The 19,580-nt window shown below is 72.2% G+C and carries 13 protein-coding genes; 8 read left to right on the plus strand and 5 right to left on the minus strand.

From position 1 onward, the window contains the following. The first annotated feature begins 7 nt into the window (after positions 1–7). Complete coding sequence (locus OG611_RS20960; RefSeq protein ID WP_266422360.1) at positions 8–4,849, plus strand: hypothetical protein; 4,842 nt, start codon at positions 8–10, stop codon at positions 4,847–4,849. Positions 4,850–4,953: 104 nt separating this feature from the next. Here the strand turns inward: OG611_RS20960 and OG611_RS20965 are convergent, their stop codons facing one another. Further along, positions 4,954–5,400, minus strand: coding sequence for a hypothetical protein (locus OG611_RS20965; protein WP_266422363.1), 447 nt, complete (start codon positions 5,398–5,400; stop codon positions 4,954–4,956). A 500-nt stretch (positions 5,401–5,900) separates the two neighbouring features. On the opposite strand from OG611_RS20965, the gene OG611_RS20970 reads away from it, so the two are divergent. From OG611_RS20970 to OG611_RS20985, 4 genes are read left to right on the plus strand one after another with little or no spacing between them, the layout of a single operon-like run. Continuing rightward, positions 5,901–8,759, plus strand: coding sequence for a nitrate- and nitrite sensing domain-containing protein (locus tag OG611_RS20970; RefSeq protein WP_266422366.1), 2,859 nt, complete (start codon positions 5,901–5,903; stop codon positions 8,757–8,759). After that, complete coding sequence (locus tag OG611_RS20975) at positions 8,756–9,199, plus strand: roadblock/LC7 domain-containing protein (RefSeq protein WP_266422369.1); 444 nt, start codon at positions 8,756–8,758, stop codon at positions 9,197–9,199. The genes OG611_RS20970 and OG611_RS20975 overlap by 4 nt, the downstream gene beginning before the upstream one ends. 7 nt (positions 9,200–9,206) lie before the next feature. After that, positions 9,207–9,629, plus strand: coding sequence for a DUF742 domain-containing protein (locus OG611_RS20980; RefSeq protein WP_266422372.1), 423 nt, complete (start codon positions 9,207–9,209; stop codon positions 9,627–9,629). Then, positions 9,610–10,215: an ATP/GTP-binding protein gene (locus tag OG611_RS20985; protein WP_266422374.1), complete on the plus strand. Its 606-nt coding sequence runs from the start codon at positions 9,610–9,612 to the stop codon at positions 10,213–10,215. The genes OG611_RS20980 and OG611_RS20985 overlap by 20 nt, the downstream gene beginning before the upstream one ends. Positions 10,216–10,306: 91 nt before the next feature. On the opposite strand, the gene OG611_RS20990 is transcribed toward OG611_RS20985, so the two are convergent. Then, positions 10,307–10,681, minus strand: coding sequence for a DUF962 domain-containing protein (locus tag OG611_RS20990; protein ID WP_266422376.1), 375 nt, complete (start codon positions 10,679–10,681; stop codon positions 10,307–10,309). 118 nt (positions 10,682–10,799) lie between these two features. Continuing rightward, positions 10,800–11,606, minus strand: a complete 807-nt coding sequence (locus OG611_RS20995) for a M15 family metallopeptidase (RefSeq protein ID WP_266422379.1) — start codon at positions 11,604–11,606, stop codon at positions 10,800–10,802. A gap of 57 nt (positions 11,607–11,663) precedes the next feature. On the opposite strand from OG611_RS20995, the gene OG611_RS21000 reads away from it, so the two are divergent. Further along, positions 11,664–12,197, plus strand: a complete 534-nt coding sequence (locus OG611_RS21000) for an NUDIX domain-containing protein (RefSeq protein ID WP_266422381.1) — start codon at positions 11,664–11,666, stop codon at positions 12,195–12,197. 66 nt (positions 12,198–12,263) lie between these two features. On the opposite strand, the gene OG611_RS21005 is transcribed toward OG611_RS21000, so the two are convergent. Further along, the gene (locus OG611_RS21005) at positions 12,264–14,615 is read right to left on the minus strand and encodes a TIM-barrel domain-containing protein (protein WP_266422383.1); all 2,352 of its coding nucleotides are present in this window, start codon (positions 14,613–14,615) and stop codon (positions 12,264–12,266) included. A 233-nt stretch (positions 14,616–14,848) separates the two neighbouring features. Between OG611_RS21005 and OG611_RS21010 the strand changes: the two genes are divergently transcribed. After that, positions 14,849–16,825, plus strand: a complete 1,977-nt coding sequence (locus OG611_RS21010; RefSeq protein WP_266422385.1) for an acetoacetate--CoA ligase — start codon at positions 14,849–14,851, stop codon at positions 16,823–16,825. A 142-nt stretch (positions 16,826–16,967) separates the two neighbouring features. Continuing rightward, complete coding sequence (locus tag OG611_RS21015; RefSeq protein WP_266426071.1) at positions 16,968–17,831, plus strand: hypothetical protein; 864 nt, start codon at positions 16,968–16,970, stop codon at positions 17,829–17,831. Between the two features lie 64 nt (positions 17,832–17,895). Here the strand turns inward: OG611_RS21015 and ptsP are convergent, their stop codons facing one another. Continuing rightward, a complete protein-coding gene (ptsP, locus tag OG611_RS21020; RefSeq protein WP_266422387.1) occupies positions 17,896–19,566 on the minus strand; it encodes a phosphoenolpyruvate--protein phosphotransferase in 1,671 nt (556 codons plus the stop codon). Between the last annotated feature and the right edge of the window lie 14 nt (positions 19,567–19,580).

Consider the following 19,580-nt stretch of genomic DNA (forward strand, 5'->3'; position numbering starts at 1 on the left):
CGCCGCCATGTACGAGCTGTCCCGGGTCCGCCTCTACTCCATCGGACCTGCCGGCGCACGCTACGCCGACACCGTGCTCGACCTGCGCGGAGTGGGCGAGCCCGTGCCCGACCCCGCACCGGCCCAGGCGGAGTTCTTCGAGGAGGAGCCGGTCGGTCCGCCGCGCCGCCCGGCCCCCGCCGGTGTGCTCTTCCTGGAGAACGGCGGCGGCAAGTCGGTGCTGTTGAAGCTGATCTTCTCGGTGATGCTGCCCGGCCACCGCAACACCCTCGGCGGCGCCAGCTCGGGCGTGCTGCGTAAGTTCCTGCTCGCCGACGACTGCGGGCACGTCGCCCTGGAGTGGCAGCACACCCTCACCGGCGAGTGCGTGGTCGTCGGCAAGGTCAGCGAATGGCGTGGCCGGCAGGTCTCCAACGACCCGCGGAAGTTCGCCGAGGCCTGGTACTCCTTCCGGCCCGGACCCGGCCTCAGCCTGGACTCCCTGCCGGTCGCCGAGGCAACCTCCGTGCGCAGGCCCGTCGAAGGCGTTTCCGGCGCGCAGGGCAGACGGCGCACGATGAAGGGATTCCGCGACGCCCTCACCGAGGCGGGCAAGTTCTACCAGCACCTCGATGTGCACTGGGAAGAGATCCACGACCGCTGGAACGAGCACCTCGGAGACCTCGGACTCGACCCCGAACTCTTCCGCTACCAGCGCGAGATGAACGCCGACGAGGGCGAGGCGGCGGGGCTCTTCGCGGTCAAGAAGGACTCCGACTTCACCGACCTGCTGCTCCGCGCCGTCACCGACACCCGGGACACCGACGGCCTCGCCGACCTGGTGAGCGGCTTCGGGAACAAGCTGGGCCGCCGCGCCGAACTGACCGCCGAGCGCGACTTCACCGCGGGCTCGGTCGACCTCCTCAGCCGGATCGTGGAGGCCGCCGGCACCCGTTCCCGTGCCCGGGACGTCCACGCGGGCGCCGAGCGCCGCACCCGCACGCTCGCCCGCAGGCTCTCCGCCCGCGCCGGGCAGGAACGCGGCCGGACCGCCGAGCTGGCCCAGCAGGTGACGGGCGCCGCGCACACCGTCACCACGGCCGAACAGGCGCGCAGCCGCAGCGCCCTGATCGGCGCCGAACTGGCCTACCGGCACGCCTCCCTGGCCCTGACCGCGGCCGAGAAGAGCGCCGCCGCCCAACGCCGCGAACTGGGCGACGCCCGCACCCTGCACTCCGCCTGGCAGGCCGCCGAGGCGGTGCTGCGCCACCGCGCCGCCGCCGACCGCTCCGCACGGGTGGCCGTCGCCATCCGCGAGGCCGAGCGGGACGCCGCGCCCGCGCTCGCCGCCCGCGCCGAGGCCGCCGCCGATCTCGTCCGGGCGCTGCACACCGCCGCCGAGGCCGGCGAGACCCTCGCCAACGAGGAGGAGGAGCGCTCCGACACCCTCCAGAGCGCGGGCGAGGCCGCCCACCGGGACGCCACCACCGCCGCCACCGAGGCCCAGCGCGCCCGCAGCGAGGCCGGACATCTGCGCCAGCGCCTCGCCGAGGTCGAGCAGGAGACGGCACAGGCGGTACGGGCAGGCTGGCTCGACGACACCGCACCGGACGCCGACCCGGCGCGCGCCGCCCTCGCCGCCAGTGACGCCGAGACGTCCGCCGTCGCCGCGTGGGACACCGCCAGGGAGGCCGCCCGCTCGGCCGCCGACGTGGCCAGGGACGCCGCGGCCACCGAAAGCCGCGCCGAGCTGGCGGCGGCCCGCGCCGCCGATGCCGCACAGGCCGCGGAACAGTCCTACGAGGCCGAGCTCAGGGCCGCCGAGTCGATCGCCGCCGACCACCGGCTGGCCGACCTGCTGGGTCTGCCCGCCTCCCACGGCACCGGCGTGCCCCGGCCCCGCCGGGGCGCGGCCGGAACGGACGCGGACCCGGACGCCCCGCACAGTGCGGACGGCACCGACACCGGCCCGGCCCCCACCGACCGACGGCCCGGCGCCGCGGAGGCGACCGGCCGGCCGGTCGAGGCGGGCCGGTCCACCCAGGCGGCGCAGGGCACCCACACCGCCACGGCCGAACACGCCACCGCCCACGAACAGCCGCTCACCGCCCAGGAGCTCGACCGCAGCGCCGACGAACTGCGGGAGCTGCTCGACCGGTCCATCGCCTCCGCCGAACGCCGCCTCTTCGAACTGCGCACCGCGGCCGCCGACGACTCCCGCATCCTCGGCGCACTCGGCGACGGCGGACTGCTGCCGCCCGGACCCGACGTCCTCGCCACCGTCGAGTACCTCGGCGAACACGGCATCCCCGCCCTGCCGGGCTGGCGCTACCTCGCCCAGGCGGTCGACCCCGCCGACCACGCGGCCGTCCTCGCCGCCCGTCCCGAACTCGTCGACGGCGTGGTCATCACCGACCCCGACTCGCACGCCCGCGCCCGCGACGTCCTGAGCGGCGCCGCGCTGCTGCCGCGCTCCGCGGTCGCCGTCGGTACCGCCGCCGCGCTGCTCGCCCCCGTCCCGGCCGCCGGCACGGGCTCGGCGGCGAGCACGGAAGGGGTCTTCCTCGTCCCGCCGAACCCGGCGATGCACGACGAACACGCGGCCGACGAGGAGCGGCAGGCCCTGAGGAGCAGGGCCTCGGCCCGTGACGAGGACATCCGCACCCTCGCGGCCCGCCTCACCGCCGACCGTTCCCTCGCCGCCCGCATCGGCTCCTGGCGGACCGACTGCCCGCCCGGCATGCTCGCCGAACTCGCCGAAGGCGCCCGCACCGCCCGCACGGCCGCGGAGACCGCCGAGGCCGAGCTCGCCGAAGCCCGCACGGTGCGTGCCGAGGCGGACGAGGCCGCCGCGGACACCGCCCGCGTCCGGGACGAGCGCCAGGAGGCCGCCCAGCGAGCCCGCCGCGCCGCCGACGCCCTCGCGGGCCTCGCGTACCGGCTCCGTGAACGAGCGGGCTGGCAGGCGAAACTCCGCGAACTCGTCGACGAGGCGGCCGAGTCCGAAGCCCGTGCCACCGTCTGCCTGGAGCGGGCCCGCGCCGCCGACGAGGACCGCAGGGCCGCCCAGCGCGCCGCCGACGACGCCCGGCGCACCGCCCGCGCCCTGCGCGCCGAACGAGCGGAGATCGCAGGCGCCCCCGAGCAGCTCCCGGAGCCAGGGGACGACAACCCGCGCCCCGCGCTGCCCGCGCTGCGTGAGGCGTACCGGGCCGCGTCCCAGCTGTACGAGAAGGTCGGCGTCGGCGCCGACCTGCGCGCCGAGCAGGCCCGAGCGGAGAGCGACGAGAGCGCCGCCCTCGCCGAACTGGACCGGCTCACCAACAAGGTCCGCACCCGCGCCGCCCAGCTCCTCGAAGGCACCGACGGCGCGGACGGCCCCTCCCGGCAGGCGGCCGCCGCCCGTGCCGAGTCCCTGGTCCAGCTCCTGGAGACCAGGGCTTCCACGGCGAGCGAGCAGCTGGGCCGGCTCCGCGGCGAGGCCGAGCGCCTGGCCCCGGTCGACGGCGAGTCCCACCACACCGAACTCCCCGACGAGCTGGTCCCCGCCGACGCCGACCAGGCCCAGGCCCGCCTGCGTACCGCCACGGCCGAGCTGGCCTCCGCCACCGCGACCCTGGACACCGCCCGCGCCGCCCACGCCGAGCTGCTGCACGCCCACCGCACCGCCGAGGATTCGGCAGGCGGCTTCGATGAGACGGCGGCCCTCCTGCGCGACCTGCTCAGGGACCACGGCCCGGACGAGGACACCGAGGCCCCCGAGCCGTACCCCGGCAGCCTCGACGAGGCCCGGCAGTCGGCCGCCGAGGCCCGCCGCTCACTGCGCGGCTGCGCCGCCGACCTGTCCGCCGCCGAGAGCGCCGTACGGGAAGCGAGCGACGTCCTCGTACGGCACGCCAACTCCACGCGCTACGAACAGGTCCGCACCCCCGCCCGTCAGCAGATCCGCGAACTGCCCGCCGCGGCGCTGCCCGAGCACGCCGAGAAGTGGGCCGCCGCCTTCGCGCCCCGACTCCGGGTACTCACCGACGAGCTGGCCCAGTTGGAACGCAACCGCGACTCCATCGTCGACCGGCTCCGCGGCCTCGTGGAATCCGCCCTCACCACCCTCCGCTCCGCCCAGCGCCTCTCCCGGCTCCCCGAAGGACTGGGGGAGTGGTCCGGTCAGGAATTCCTCCGGATCCGCTTCGAGGAACCCGACCAGGCGACGCTCACCGAGCGGCTCGGCGAGGTCGTCGACGAGGCGACCCGCGCCGCGCTGAAGAAGAACTCCGATCTGCGCAGGGACGGCATGTCCCTGCTGCTGCGAGGTGTGCAGGCGGCGCTGGAGCCCAAGGGCATCGCCGTGGAGATCCTCAAGCCGGACGCGGTGCTCCGCGCCGAGCGCGTCCCGGTCGGGCAGATGGGCGACGTCTTCTCCGGCGGCCAGCTGCTCACCGCCGCCATCGCCCTGTACTGCACGATGGCCGCGCTGCGCAGCAACGACCGGGGCCGTGACCGGCACCAGCACCGGCACGCGGGCACCCTCTTCCTGGACAACCCCATCGGCCGCGCCAACGCCACCTATCTGCTGGAGCTCCAGCGCGCGGTGTCGGACGCCCTGGGCGTGCAGCTGCTGTACACGACCGGACTGTTCGACACCACGGCGCTCGCCGAATTCCCGCTGGTCATCCGGTTGCGCAATGACGCGGACCTGCGTGCCGGGCTGAAGTACATCAGCGTGGAGGAGCACCTGCGCCCCGGGCTGCCGCAGCAGGACCCGAACGGTGAGACGGTGCACGGCGAGATCACCGCCACCCGCATGTTCAAGCGCGCCACGGCACCCTCCGACACCGCTCAGGCCCCCGTTCCGGTTCCCTTCGACGAGTAGCGACCGGAGCGGGCGCGAGATCGGGGAGCGAGCAGGGACGGGAAGCAGGCGGGCAGCAGACGCGGGGACGGGGCCGGAGACGGGCACAGCTGGGCCGACGGCGCTCAGGCCCGTGAGAGGCCTCCCGCGCCCCGGCGGCGTATCCGCGCGTCGTCCCGCTGCGCGGCCCGCGCCGCCCGCCGCGCTCTGCGTCGCTCACGGCGCAACTGCCGTGCCGAGCTGCTCGGCACCGAAACCACGCCGTTGCGCTGATTCCATACCTGCCGGGTGATCCAGACGTCCAGCACCGACCAGGTCGCTACCACGGTGCTGCCCACACTGCTCAGCACCATCGGAAAAGCCAGCCAGGACCCGGCCAGCGTGCAGAGGAACGCCACCATGGCCTGAATGATCGTCAGCGACATGATGAGAACGGCACGCACCGCGGAGCCGCGGACCGGGTCCGGCATCCGCCGCCGTATCGCGGGTTCTTCCACCCACAGCTGCTGGCGCGGGATCTTCGCCCTGCCCACCGCCGAGCTCGCCGTCGCGACCGGTGCCGACGACACCACGCCCCGACGCTGTTCCGTTTCCAAGGACTCTCAACTCCCCACCGCTGTCCGACTTCAGGGTTGCTGCCCGGCATGCGCCGTTTCTACGCGGGCGGATCGGACCTTCCCGCCCCGTGGCGTCCGTCCCACGGCGCCGGCCCGGCGGATCAGGTGGTGCGAACCCGACCATGATCCCGCGAACAGGCCCTGACTCCCCCCGTGTTACCCCTGGCCCGTACAGAGAGACGAGTGGGCAGCCGTGAAGATTCCCCCGAGCCGCCGAACAGCGAAGAGTTCCAGCCAACTGCCCTACCGAACAGAATGAAGCCCCGGCGGGTCTCTTCTGCCGCTTTCGCGAATTTCATAGCCCGGAATACCAGGACAACCCGTGACCAACACCGGATAGCACGGCCGAAAATCGTCCGGACAACCCTTCGAGTTGCTACTCCGTCAGTAGTAGGCTCGCGCCGTTTGTTGACGAAACACGACCCCCGCCCCGCGGGGTCGAGCTGGGGGAGTCCATGCGCTTTCGCGGAAAGTCCATCCGCAGGAAGATCGTGGCGCTGCTGCTGGTGCCGCTCGTCTCCCTCACCGGGCTCTGGGGATTCGCCACCTATCTGACGGGGCGCGAGGCCCGTCACATGTTGAGCGCGAGCACGATCGTGGAGAAGGTCGGTCACCCTCTGGAGGACACCGTCCGCGCCATTCAGGACGAGCGCCGCCAGACCCTTGTCTTCCTCGCCGACCCCAGGGCCTCCGACGCCCTCCCGCTCCTGCAACGTCAACGAGCGGCCACCGATCGTGTTCTGACCGGCGTCAAGGACAGCGCCCGCCAGGAGGACATCCGCGACGCGCTCAGCTCCGAGGACGGCACACAGCTGAATTCGATCCTCGGCACGGTCGAGGGCCTGGGCGCGCTCCGCGACTCGGTCGACAGGCGCACCATCGACCGCTCCAAGGCGATGGAGTTCTACGGACGGCTCATAGATCCCTGCTACCGCTTCCTGACCGGCCTCCGCACGATGGAGAACGTGTCGATGGACAAGCAGGTCCGCGCGCTGGTCGGCATTTCACGAGCCCGCGAAATGCTCTCCCGCGAAGACGCCCTGGTCGCCTCGTCGCTGATCGCCGGACGGCTCACCGCCTCCGAACTGCGCCAGATCTCCGACCTCGTGGCCAACCGCAAGCTGCTCTACGAGATCAACGTCGACGCGCTGCCCGCGTCGGAGCGCCAGCGCGTGGAGCAGTACTGGGCGAGCCCGGACAGCGAGCCGCTGCGGACGGCGGAGAAATCCCTCATCGAGGGCGGTCCCACCCAGGACCCGCGCGCCGTCGACGCCGAGCGCTGGCAGGAGGCGGCCCCACCGGTCCTGGACCGGCTGGCCAACGACTCCACGGAGATGAACAACCGTTTCCAGGACCGCGGCAAGCCCGCCGGCTACAACGTCCTGATCAAGGCCGGGATCGCGGGCGTCCTCGGATTCCTCGCCCTGATCGCCTCGGTGTTCGTCTCCGTACGCATCGGCCGTGAGCTGATCCGGGACCTCTCCCGGCTCCGCAAGGACGCCCACGAGGTCTCCGGCGTACGGCTGCCCAGCGTGATGCGCCGGCTCGCCGCCGGGGAACAGGTCGACGTCGAGACGGAAGCCCCGCACCTCCAGTACGAACGGGACGAGATCGGCCAGGTCGGCCAGGCCCTCAACACCCTGCAACGGGCGGCCGTCGAGGCGGCCGTCAAGCAGGCGGACATGCGACGCGGTGTGTCCGAGGTCTTCGTCAATCTCGCCCGCCGCAACCAGGTGCTGCTGCACCGGCAGCTGACGCTCCTGGACACGATGGAGCGCCGCACCGAGAACACCGACGAACTCGCGGACCTCTTCCGCCTCGACCACCTGACCACCCGCATGCGACGTCATGCCGAAGGCCTGGTGATCCTCTCCGGCGCGGCCCCGTCCCGCCAGTGGCGCAAGCCGATCCAGCTGATGGACGTGGTGCGGGCGGCGGTCGCCGAGGTCGAGGACTACGAGCGGATCGAGGTCCGCCGGCTCGCCCGTATCGGTGTGGGCGGCCCCGCCGTCGCCGACCTCACCCATCTGATCGCCGAACTCCTGGAGAACGCGACCGTGTTCTCGCCCCCGCACACCGCGGTCCAGGTGCACGGCGAACGCGTCGCCAACGGATTCACGCTCGAAATCCACGACCGCGGCCTCGGCATGCCGCCCGACGTCCTCCTGGACGCCAACCTCAGACTCGCCGAGACTCCCGAGTTCGAACTCTCCGACACCGACCGGCTCGGCCTGTTCGTCGTCAGCCGTCTCGCCCAGCGCCAGAACGTCCGCGTATCGCTGCAGACCTCTCCGTACGGTGGCACGACCGCCGTCGTCTTCATCCCGGCGGCGCTGCTCACCGACGCCCCGGACACGCACGGCACCGGGTTCCGCCTCGACCGCCGGGCCGAGCGGGCGATCGGCAGCGGCAGGGCGGCCGGCGAAGCCTCCGGCAGCGGCAGGGACCGCAGGGACGGCCCACCGGACCGCCGGGCCACCGGCAGGTCCCCGGGCCTCGCTCCCGTGCCGACCGGCCTGGTGGACCCGGCCCTCCTCGATGGGCCCGTCGAGCTCGAAGGACCTGTCGGACCGCTGGGCTTCGAGAGCGACCCCGTGCTCGATCCGCTGCTCGACCCTCTGCTGGGCGGCTCCGCCGACATCGACGACACCGAGAGCGAACGCGGCGGCATCTTCCGCGCCCGCGACCTCCGGCGCGACGCCGACCGCGAACAGCACCAGCAGGCCACCGATCAGGCGGCCGAGCCGACGGCCGGCGTACGGCCGATGCGCCCCGGCGGCCCGGTGCCGCTGCCCCGCCGCAAACCGCCGACCCTGATCACCGACAACGGCCGCCGGGTCGACGAGGCGGGCCGCGCCCATCCCGCGACCGCCGAGCACGACATCCCGCCGGGCCCCGCCGACGTGGGCGGGCCCTCCACCGACAGCACGCCTCCCGACGTGGACGGAACGCGTCCCGAGGCGCCCGCCGAACCCCGGCAGCCCACCGGCTTCCGGAAACCCACCGAACCCGCCACACCCGAGGAGTCCACGTCCCCCGGAGCCCCGAGCGCCCGGGAGACCGTGGGCGGCCTGCCCCGCCGCATCCGGCAGGCCAGTCTCGCTCCGCAACTGCGCGAGGAATCGGGCGTCCGCGATGCCGAGCCGGCCCGAACGGAACCGGATCAGGACTTCGAGCGTGATGCGGAGGAGGTGCGCAGCCGCATGGCTTCGCTCCAGCGCGGCTGGCAGCGCGGCCGCCGGCAGAACGCCGAGGACGTGACCGGCCCCGGTGACACAGCACAAGGAACCACTCCGGGAGGGGACGGTCGATGACCGCACCGAACGTCGCAGCAACCAACGCCGCACGCCAGGGCTCCGGCCAGCTCAACTGGCTCCTCGACGAACTCGTCGAACGCGTCTCCAGCATCCACAAGGCGCTGGTGCTCTCCAGCGACGGTCTCGCCACCGGCACGTCGAAGGACCTGACCCGCGAGGACAGTGAACACCTGGCGGCCGTCGCCTCCGGGTTCCACAGTCTCGCCAAGGGCGTCGGGCGGCACTTCGACGCGGGCCGGGTCCGCCAGACCGTGGTCGAACTCGACGAGGCGTTCCTGTTCGTCACGGCGGCCGGTGACGGCAGCTGTCTCGCGGTGCTGGCCGACGCCGACTCGGATGTCGGACAGGTGGCGTACGAGATGACGCTGATGGTCAAGCGCGTCGGCGCCCACCTGGCCAACGCCCCCCGGACGACCGGTCTGTCCGCCGGGGGGTGAGTGAACGGTGAGCGCTGAGTCCTCCAGATCTCCGGCAACGCCCACCGACCCGCAGGCCTCGCGCTGGTACGACGCCGACGCGGGACCGGTGGTCCGTCCGTACGCGATGACCCGGGGCCGTACCAGCAGCGCCTCCCGCCATCGGCTCGACCTGATCGCGGTCGTCGTCCCCGAACCCGAGGCCGACGACCCCGGCCGGGACCAGACGCTCTCCCCGGAACACGTGGAGATCGTCGAACTCTGCAGTGGCATGCCCCAGTCGATCGCGGAGCTCGCGGCCGGCCTGGATCTCCCCGTCGGGGTGGTCCGGGTGCTGGTCGGCGACCTCGTCGAGGACGAGCTGGTGCACGTGACCCGTCCCGTTCCGCCGGCCGAGCTGCCGGACGTGAACATTCTTCGCGAGGTGATCAATGGCCTTCGGGCGCTCTAGCCGCAAGAAGCGGCCCGTGGAGCCCGTTACCCTGAAAATGCTGGTGGCGGGCGGCTTCGGAGTGGGCAAGACGACTCTGGTCGGCGCGGTCAGTGAGATCAGGCCGCTGCGTACGGAGGAGAGACTCAGCGAGGCGGGCCGCCCGGTGGACGACCTGGCGGGTGTGGAGGCGAAGACCACCACCACCGTGGCCATGGACTTCGGCCGGATCACCCTCCGCGAGGACCTGGTGCTCTACCTCTTCGGTACCCCGGGGCAGGACCGATTCTGGTTCCTGTGGGACGAACTGGCCCAGGGCTCGCTGGGGGCCGTCGTGCTCGCGGACACCCGGCGGCTGGAGGACTGCTTCGCGGCGGTCGACTACTTCGAACGCCGCAAGATTCCGTTCACCGTCGCCGTCAACTGCTTCGAGGGAGCCGACGAGTTCCCCACCGAGACGGTGCAGGCGGCACTGGACCTCGACCCGGAGGTGCCCGTGCTCATGTGCGACGCACGCGACCGCGGCTCCGTGCGGGACGTACTGGTGGCCGTAGTGGAGCACGCGGTGGCCCGCGCGGACCGCGTCCGCGAGCCCGCTACGACGTAGGGCCGCACGGTCCGTACCTGCGCCGACCGGGGTACGGACCGCGCGTCGTCGCGTCACCGGACAAGGAGTCTCCTCCCGTCGTGACGGGCCGTCAGGACTCCTGGCAGGTCTCCTGACAGCGGCCGTTCTCGGCGAGCCACTTGTCGGCGGTCTCGGCCAGCTCCCGGTCGCGTCCCGCCAGCATCATCCGGATCATCTGCACGTCGCCCCGGAGCGACCAAGCGGGATGCCCGAAAGTGGCCGGATTGTTCTTCTCGATCAGGAAGTGCGCGGGCCAGGCGGTCCCGTACCCGATCAGCGGCAACGCGGCCGCGTACCTCTTGCGCCCCCGTGCCAGACCGTAGGCGGTGACCGCGAGGCCGGTCAGTGTGCCGGTCAGATGGACCCAGCGGGTCGCGGCCTTCGAGTGCATCGCCACGTAGTAGGGCCAGAACTCTTCGTAGGAATCGAACGTCTGCTGTGACATACGGGCACCGTAATGGCTCGGACCGCAACCGGAAACGGCCGATCCGCGTCCGAGAAGAAGAAGCGGGCGGCCGGAACCCACGGGGGTGGTCCCGGCCGGCCGCTTCCACGCAGCGGCGTCAGTGCCCCGCTACGGACCGCCGGGCCACCGGGAAGTCGAAGTAGGTGTCCGGGAACAGCTCGGGCTTGAAGGTGTAGTGCCACCATTCCTCGGCCAGATTCACGAAACCGGCCTCCGTGAGCGTCTTCTTCAGGAACTGCCGATTGGCGCGCTGCGCCCCCTGGACGCGCGGATCGTCGGTGTGGGAGAGCGTGTCGAAGCAGTCGAATCCGGTGCCCATGTCCACGGAGTTGTCCGGGAACCGCTCGGCCGCGGGTGCGAAACAGGGCACCTGCGGACTGCCGGGCCGGTACGGCGGGGTCGGTGCGGCGGGCAGCTTCACCAGCGTCAGATCCACTGTGCTGCCGCGGCTGTGCCCGGACTTCTCCGCGATGTAACCGTCCGCGAACAGCCGCGTCTTGTCGACCCGGGGGTAGAACTCGCCCTTCATGGTCTCGTCGTCGAGATCCTTCGCCCACCGTACGAAGTGGTCGACCGCCCGCTGCGGCCGGTAGCAGTCGTACACCTTCAACGAGTAGCCCCGGCGCAGCAGCCCGGTCTGCGCGTCGTGCAGTGCCCGTGCCGCGGGCCGGGTCAGGATGCAGAGCGGAGTGCGGTAGCCGTCCACCGGGACGCCCATGAAGTTGTGGACGGTGGGGTAGCGCATCTCCTGGACGATCGTCGGATCCACCGAGCTCAGCGCGACGAACTCCTCGGGAGCCTTCGGCTCGGGCTTCGCCCGAGCCGCGGGGGCGGCGGCGGTGACGGCGAGCAGGGTGGCGGCAGCGGCCACCAGGACACGGAGAGCGGAAGCGAGACCTGTCATGAGCACATAATCCAGCAGTGCGGGGGAGTCCGCCGGACGATCGGATACAGTCCGCGCGTGTCTGCGCCCGAGAACAACCCCGAGAAGCCGGCCGAGGACTCCCACTGCGGCAGTTGCGGAGCGCCCTATGCGGCGGCCGTCACCTGGCCGCGCACCTGCACCTCCTGCGGCAGCACTGCCTATCGCAATCCGCTGCCGGTCGCCGTGGCCCTGCTCCCCGTCACCGACCGGGACGGCACCGGCCTCGTCGTGATCACCCGCGCCATCCCGCCCCACCGCGGCGGCCTCGCCCTGCCCGGTGGCTACATCGACCACGACGAGGACTGGAAACACGCGGTCGTACGGGAACTCGGCGAGGAGACCGGCATCGGAGCCGACGAACGGGAGGTCCGCCTCGCCGACGCCCTCAGCGCCCCGGACGGCCACCTGCTGCTCTTCGGCCTCCTCCCGGAACGCCCCGCAACCGACCTCCCGCCCTCCGTTCCCACTGACGAGACCTCCGGCTTCCAACTGCTCCGCGCACCTACCGCGCTCGCATTCCCCCTGCACACCCGCGCCGTCCGCACCTGGTTCGACGGCGGCTACCGCTGACCGGCCCGCCGCACACCACGAACCGATCGGCCACCGCCGAGCCCCCGCCGCACACCACGAACCGCCCTACAAGCCCCGCACTCGCACCGGGTACCCCACCGGCCCCTCCTCACCCTCCCGTTCGACCAGGACCTGCCCGTCCACCCACCGCGACGTGAACCGCTCGACCTCCGCCCGCTCCCAGCCGTCCCCCGCGTCCCGGACCACCAGCCCGCTCCCGCTGCGCCCCGCCGCCGGAGCCCACACCTCCAGCTCCACCCCACCGTCCGCACCCCGCACCGGCAGCACCGAACCCGCCCGCGCCAGTACCGGCACCCGCGACAACGGCGCATCGAGCAATACCTGGCCCGGCCCCTCGTACACCTCACCGGTCGCCGTGTCGTACCAACGTCCCCGCGGCAACCGCACCGCCCGGCGATCCGCGCCGCCCTCCAGCACCGGAGCCACCAGCAGAGCGTCACCCAGCAGGAACGCGTCCTCGCACTCCCGCAACGCCCGATCCCCGGGCGCACGCCACCACAGCGGCCGCACATACGGGGCGCCGGTCAGCCCGGCCAGCCGCGACAGCGTCACGAAGTACGGGTGCAGCCGCTCCCGCTCCTCCAGCGCGGCCCGCGCGTGCTCAAGGACCTGCGGCCCGAATTCCCACGGCTCGCGCCGCCCCGCGTCGATCGCCGCATGGGTACGGAACAACGGCAGATACGCACCCAGCTGGAACCACCGCAGATACAGCTCCGGCGACGGCGACCCGTCGAACCCGCCCACATCGGGCCCCGAGTACGGCACCCCGCACAGCCCCAGCCCCAGCACCAGCGCCAACGAGGCCCGCAGCCCCGGCCAGCCGGTCGCCACATCACCGGACCAGGTGCCCCCGTAGCGCTGCATCCCCGCCCAGCCGGAACGCGAGAACAGGAACGGACGCTCCTGGGGCCGCAGCCGGCGCAGCCCCTCGTACCCGGCACGCGCCATCGCGAGCGCGTACACATTGTGGGCCTCGCGGTGATCACCCCCACGGCCCTCCAGGGAGTGCCGCGCCGACCGCGGCAGCGTCGGGTCCCCGAACGCCGCGAACGACACGGGCTCGTTCATGTCGTGCCACACACCGGAGAACCCCTGCGCCAGCCGCTCCTCGTACAGACCGCCCCACCACTTCCGCACCCGCGGATCGGTGAAGTCCGGAAACACGCACTCACCCGGCCACACCTCCCCGCGCACCACCCGCCCCCGCGCGTCCCGGACGAACGCCCCGCCGCCCCCGATCGCCGCCCCCGCGTCGAACACCGCGTTCCCCGGCTCCGCCTTCACCGCGGGATCGACGATCGACACCAGCCGCACGCCGTCCTCCCGCAACTGCTTCGCCAGGCCCGGCAGATCGGGAAAACGCCCGTGATCGACGGTGAACACCCGGTGCGCGTCGTAGTGGTCGATGTCCAGATGCAGTACGGACAGGGGCAGCCCCCGCTCCCGGTAGCCGGCAACGATCCGCCGCACCTCCCGCTCGCTCCCGAACCCCCACCGGGCGTGCTGCGGACCCAGCGCCCAGGACGGCGGCAGCGCCGGGGCACCCGTGAGAGCCGTCCAGCCCTGCAGCACCCGGGCCGGCGTACCCGCCACCACCCAGCAGCGCAACGGCCCTCCGTCCATCCGCACCTCGCACATACCCGGCCGGTCATGGCCGGAGCCCGCACCCTCCTCGCCCTCGCGCAGAGTCACCCGCCCCGCCCAGGTGTTGTCGTGGAACACCAGATGCGTCCCCGCGTCACAGACCACGAGCTGCACCGGCATCGTCAGATACAGCGGATCGTCATCGGGCCCGAAACGCCCACCCGGGTCGGTGTTCCACAGCTCGTACACACCGTCCCGCAGCCGCGGCCCCGACGCCCGGCCCCCGAGCCCGAAGAACCGTGCGTCCGCCGGCACCGCGGAACGCTGCACCCACCGGGGATCACCACCCGCCACCGGCTCCCACCAGCGCGGCGGCAGCTCGCGCCGGAGCACCACCCCGCCAGGAGTACGCAGTTCCACGGCCCCGTGCCGCGACACCACGACGGTCAGCCGCTCCGAGACCACCTGCCAGCCGCCGTCCTTGTCCGGCTCCAGCACCGCCCGCGGATCCGGCTCCGGCGCCGCACCGGGCAGCGCGTACGACGGCAACGGCTCCGCCCCGTCCCAGCCCCAGAACACCGCACCGCCCACCGCCACCCGCACCCGCAACTCCGAACGGGCGAACCGCACCACGCCCCCGCCCGGCTCCGGCTCCGCCCCCACCACGGGACCGGGCACCCGCGCCCGCTCCGCACCACGCGGCGGCAGCGCCCGCGCATCCGCACACCGGCGCCGCCAGGAGGAGCGCACCGCGCGCAGCCCCCGCACCGAACCGACCATCTTCACCGAGCGCACCAGGTCACGACCGTTCATGCGGCTCACCCTGCCATCCGACGGGGCGGATGCGGGCTCCGTTCAACTTCCGTTCACCCGTGACCGGACCAGTGGCCGGACCACATGTCCGGACACGCGACCATGGGTGGGGAACCCTGGTGCGAAAGACGATCACATGGCATCGTCCGTAAAAGCCGCCTCACGCGCACACCCCAGCACGTGTGCGCGACCCACGCCCATCCCGCGTACCCGTACAGCCAGGGAGCCGCCCCATGACCGCCGCAGCCAACGAAGCCCCCCTCTGGCAGCCCGGCCCCGACCGCATCGCGGCCGCCGCCGTCACCCGCTTCCAGAGCTGGGCGTCCCAGCGCTACGGAGCACCGGCCGAGGGCGGCTACGCGGCTCTGCACCAGTGGTCCGTGGACGAGCTCGACACCTTCTGGCAGGCCGTCGCCGACTGGTTCGACGTACGGTTCTCCACCCCGTACGAGACGGTCCTCGCCGACCGCACCATGCCCGGCGCCCAGTGGTTCCCCGGCGCCACCCTCAACTACGCCGAACATGCCCTGCGTACCGCCGAGGACCCCCTGCGCGCGGACGCCCCCGCCCTGCTCCACGTCGACGAGACCCACACCCAGGTACCCGTCTCCTGGTCCGAACTCCGCCGCCGGGTCGGCTCGCTCGCCGCCGAACTCCGCACCCTCGGCGTCGCACCGGGCGACCGCGTCAGCGGCTACCTCCCCAACATCCCCCAGGCCGTCGTCGCTTTCCTCGCCACCGCGGCCGTGGGCGGTGTCTGGACGTCCTGCGCCCCGGACTTCGGCGCCCGCAGCGTCCTCGACCGCTTCCAGCAGGTCGAACCCGTCGTCCTCTTCACCGTGGACGGCTACCGCTACGGCGGCAAGGAACACCACCGGGCCGACACGGTCGCCGAGTTGCGCCGCGAACTGCCCACCCTGCGCGCCGTCGTCCACATCCCGCTGCTGGGCACCGAGGCCCCCGAGGGCGCCCTCGAATGGTCCGCCCTCACATCCGCGGACACCGAGCCCGTCTTCGAGCAGGTCCCCTTCGACCACCCGCTGTGGGTCCTCTACTCCTCCGGCACCACCGGGCTCCCCAAGGCGATCGTCCAGTCCCAGGGCGGCATCCTGCTGGAGCACTTCAAGCAGATCGGCCTGCACTGCGACCTCGGCCCCGACGACCGCTTCTTCTGGTACACCTCCACCGGCTGGATGATGTGGAACTTCCTCGTCTCCGGCCTCCTCACCGGAACCACCCTCGTGCTGTACGACGGAAGCCCCGGCTACCCGGACGTCAGCGCCCAGTGGCGCGTCGCCGAACAGACCGGAGCCACCCTCTTCGGCACCTCGGCCGCCTACGTCATGGCCTGCCGCAAGGCCGGCGTCCACCCGGGCCGCGACTTCGATCTCTCCCGCGTCCAGTGCGTCGCCACCACCGGATCCCCGCTCCCGCCCGACGGCTTCCGCTGGCTCCACGACGAGGTGGACGCCGAACTGTGGATCGCTTCAGTGAGCGGCGGCACGGACGTCTGCAGCTGCTTCGCCGGCGCGGTCCCCACCCTGCCCGTACACATCGGCGAACTCCAGGCCGCGTGCCTCGGCACGGACCTCCGGTCCTGGGACCCCGCGGGCAGACCGCTCATCGGCGAGGTCGGCGAACTCGTCGTGACCGCGCCCATGCCCTCCATGCCCACCCGCTTCTGGAACGACCCCGACGGCAGTCGCTACCACGACAGCTACTTCGACATGTACCCCGGCGCCTGGCGCCACGGCGACTGGATCACGATCACCGAACACGGCTCGGTGATCATCCACGGCCGCTCCGACTCCACCCTCAACCGCCAGGGCGTACGAATGGGTTCCGCCGACATCTACGAGGCCGTCGAGCGGCTCCCCGAAATCCGCGAATCCCTCGTCATCGGCCTCGAAGAGCCCGACGGCGGCTACTGGATGCCGCTCTTCGTCCACCTCGCCGAAGGAGCCCGGCTCGACGACGAACTGCGCGACAGCATCAAGCGGACCATCCGGGAGAACCTCTCCCCGCGTCATGTCCCGGACGAGGTGATCGAAGTCCCCGGCATCCCGCACACCCTCACCGGCAAGCGCATCGAGGTCCCGGTCAAACGTCTCCTGCAGGGCACGGCCCTGGCCAAGGCGGTCAATCCCGGCTCGATCGACAACCTCGAACTCCTCCACTTCTACGAGGACCTCGCCCGCAAGCGTCACTGACCGTCCGCGTTGTCAGTGCCTCTGATTACTCTGAGTGAGCAATGTTCGACAGCGCACTGGGGGAGTCATGGCGCACATCAAGGACAACAGCGGGAACGGTAAGTACGGCAGGACGGCCGGGTACAGCCGGTCCGGCGCATCCATGCGACGCACGCTGCGCCGCGAAGCACCCAGCACCATCGGTCTCCTGGCCGACGAGCAGGACTTCGCGGCGATGCGGCGCTACCGCACCTTCGCCTTCGACGACCACACCGTCTATCTCCAGCAGGTCGAAGGCCTGCTGAAGACCCTCTCCGCACGGGGCATGCACGCCACGGTCGCTCTCTTCGACCCCGAGGAGTACGCGGAGTTCTGCGCAGAATCGGGGCTCGTCCCCGACGACCCGGCCAGCCGCAGCCGCTTCACCGCCGAAGTCGCATCGGCCGGCGCCACCGTCGCGTACACCGGACAACCCATCGACACCCTGATCCCGCTCCTGGTCAGCCGGGCCGTCCGCCGGGCCACCTGGGAGTACGCCACGATGCTCCTGGCCGGCGTCGGCGAATGCGCGGAGTGCGGCCAGGACATCGGCCACGCCGCCTTCGACCGGGCCTCGCACCTCCTGCTCCGCATCCTGGAGACGGCAGGCCCCGGCAGCCACCACCTGGTCTGCAGCACTCCCACCGACAACGAGCACCTGCTCGCCGTCCTGCACACCGAGCGCGACACCACGGGGCCCGCCCGACTCGAATCCGGGGAAGGGGCAGAGTTCGTCACGGTGCTCGCCGTGGCCATCGCCCTGGAAAGGTCCGGGGGAGTCGTGCTCCGTACGAGCAGCTCCGGCGCCCAGGACCGGGTGCACGGCTGGCGGCTGACCCGCGGCAATCTGCTCCCGCTCAGCGCCGGTGAGGTCTTCAGCGCCTACTGCACCGACGCCGACACCGGCGAACCGGTGGCCCCGGAGTCGCACGTGGAGTACTGCGCCGGCTTCGACCTCGGCGCGGACGAACCGGAATCGCACCACTGACAGGCCGAAGGGGCTCCCCGTCCTCATCGGCGGGGAGCCCCTTCACCACAGAACGCCGCGCGACCTACTCGCCCGACAGCACCATCTGAGCCGCGACCCGGGCCTCCTCGGCGGAGTCCGCCGCACGAGCGGCGGAAGCGGCGCGCTCGCACTGCGCGAGCGTGTACTTCGCCAGCGTGGCGCGGACATAAGGAATGGACGCGGCACCCATCGACAGCGACGTCACACCCAGCCCCGTCAGGACACAGGCCAGCAGCGGATCGGAGGCGGCTTCACCACAGACACCACAGCTCTTGCCCTCGGCCGCGGCCGCCTCCGCCGACAGCGCCACCAGATCGAGCAGCGCGGGCTGCCACGGATCCTGCAACCGCGAGACCGCTCCGACCTGACGGTCGGCGGCGAAGGTGTACTGCGCCAGGTCATTGGTGCCCAGCGAGAGGAACTCCACCTCCCGCAGGATCGAACGCGCCCGCAGCGCGGCGGACGGAATCTCCACCATCGCACCGAACTTCGCCTGCAGACCGGCCTCACGGCAGGCGTCGGCGAAGGCCTTCGCATCCGCACGGTCCGCCACCATCGGCGCCATGACCTCAAGGTGGACAGGCAGCCCCTGGGCCGCCTTCGACAGCGCGGTCAGCTGGGTACGCAGCACGTCCGGGTGATCCAGCAGACTCCGCAGTCCGCGCACACCCAGCGCCGGGTTCGGCTCGTCGGCCGGAGTCAGGAAGTCCAATGGCTTGTCGGCCCCGGCATCCAGCACCCGTACGACGACACGCCCCTCGGGGAACGCCTCCAGCACCGCCCGGTACGCCGCGACCTGCTTCTCCTCGGACGGCGCCTGCGTGCTGTCGTCCAGGAACAGGAACTCGGTACGGAACAGCCCCACGCCCTCCGCGCCGGCCTCGACCGCCGCCGGTACATCGCCGGGCCCGCCGACGTTGGCCAGCAGCGGGACCTTGTGACCGTCGGAGGTCGTACCCGGCCCGGACGAGGCCGACAACGCGGCCTTGCGCGCCGCAGCGGCACTCTCCATCTCCGCACGCTTCTCGGCGCTCGGCTCGACGAAGATCTCACCGGTGCTGCCGTCCACGGCGACGACCGTGCCCTCGGCGAGTTCCCCGGCACCGGGGAGCGCCACCACGGCGGGCACCCCGAGTGCTCGGGCGAGAATCGCACTGTGGCTGGTCGGGCCGCCCTCCTCGGTCACGAAGCCGAGCACCAGAGCCGGGTCGAGCAGCGCCGTGTCCGCGGGCGCCAGGTCCCGCGCGATCAGCACATAGGGCTCGTCGCTGTCCGGCACACCGGGCATCGGCACACCGAGCAGCCGGGCCACGATCCGGTTGCGCACGTCATCGAGGTCGGCAACGCGCCCCGCCAGGTACTCCCCGGCGTTGGCGAGCAGCGCCCGGTAGGAGGCGAACGCGTCGTAGACGCCGCGCTCGGCGGTGCTGCCGACGGCGATGCGCCGTTCCACGTCCGCTATCAGCTCGGGGTCCTGCGCCATCATGGCCTGGGCCTCGAGCACGTGCTGAGCCTCGCCACCGGCCAGATTGCCGCGCGCGATCAGATCGGCACCCACGGCCTCCACGGCCTGCCGAGCGCGCCCTTGTTCGCGCTCGGCCTCCTCGGGAGCAATCTGCTTGGCCGGCGGTTCGAGTACCGCCGTACCCATATGACGCACCTCGCCGATCGCCACTCCATGGCTCACACCGACGCCTCGCAGCGTTGTCTCCATTTCACCCGTCTCCG

Source organism: Streptomyces sp. NBC_01363 (assembly GCF_026340595.1).
GTDB lineage: Bacteria > Actinomycetota > Actinomycetes > Streptomycetales > Streptomycetaceae > Streptomyces.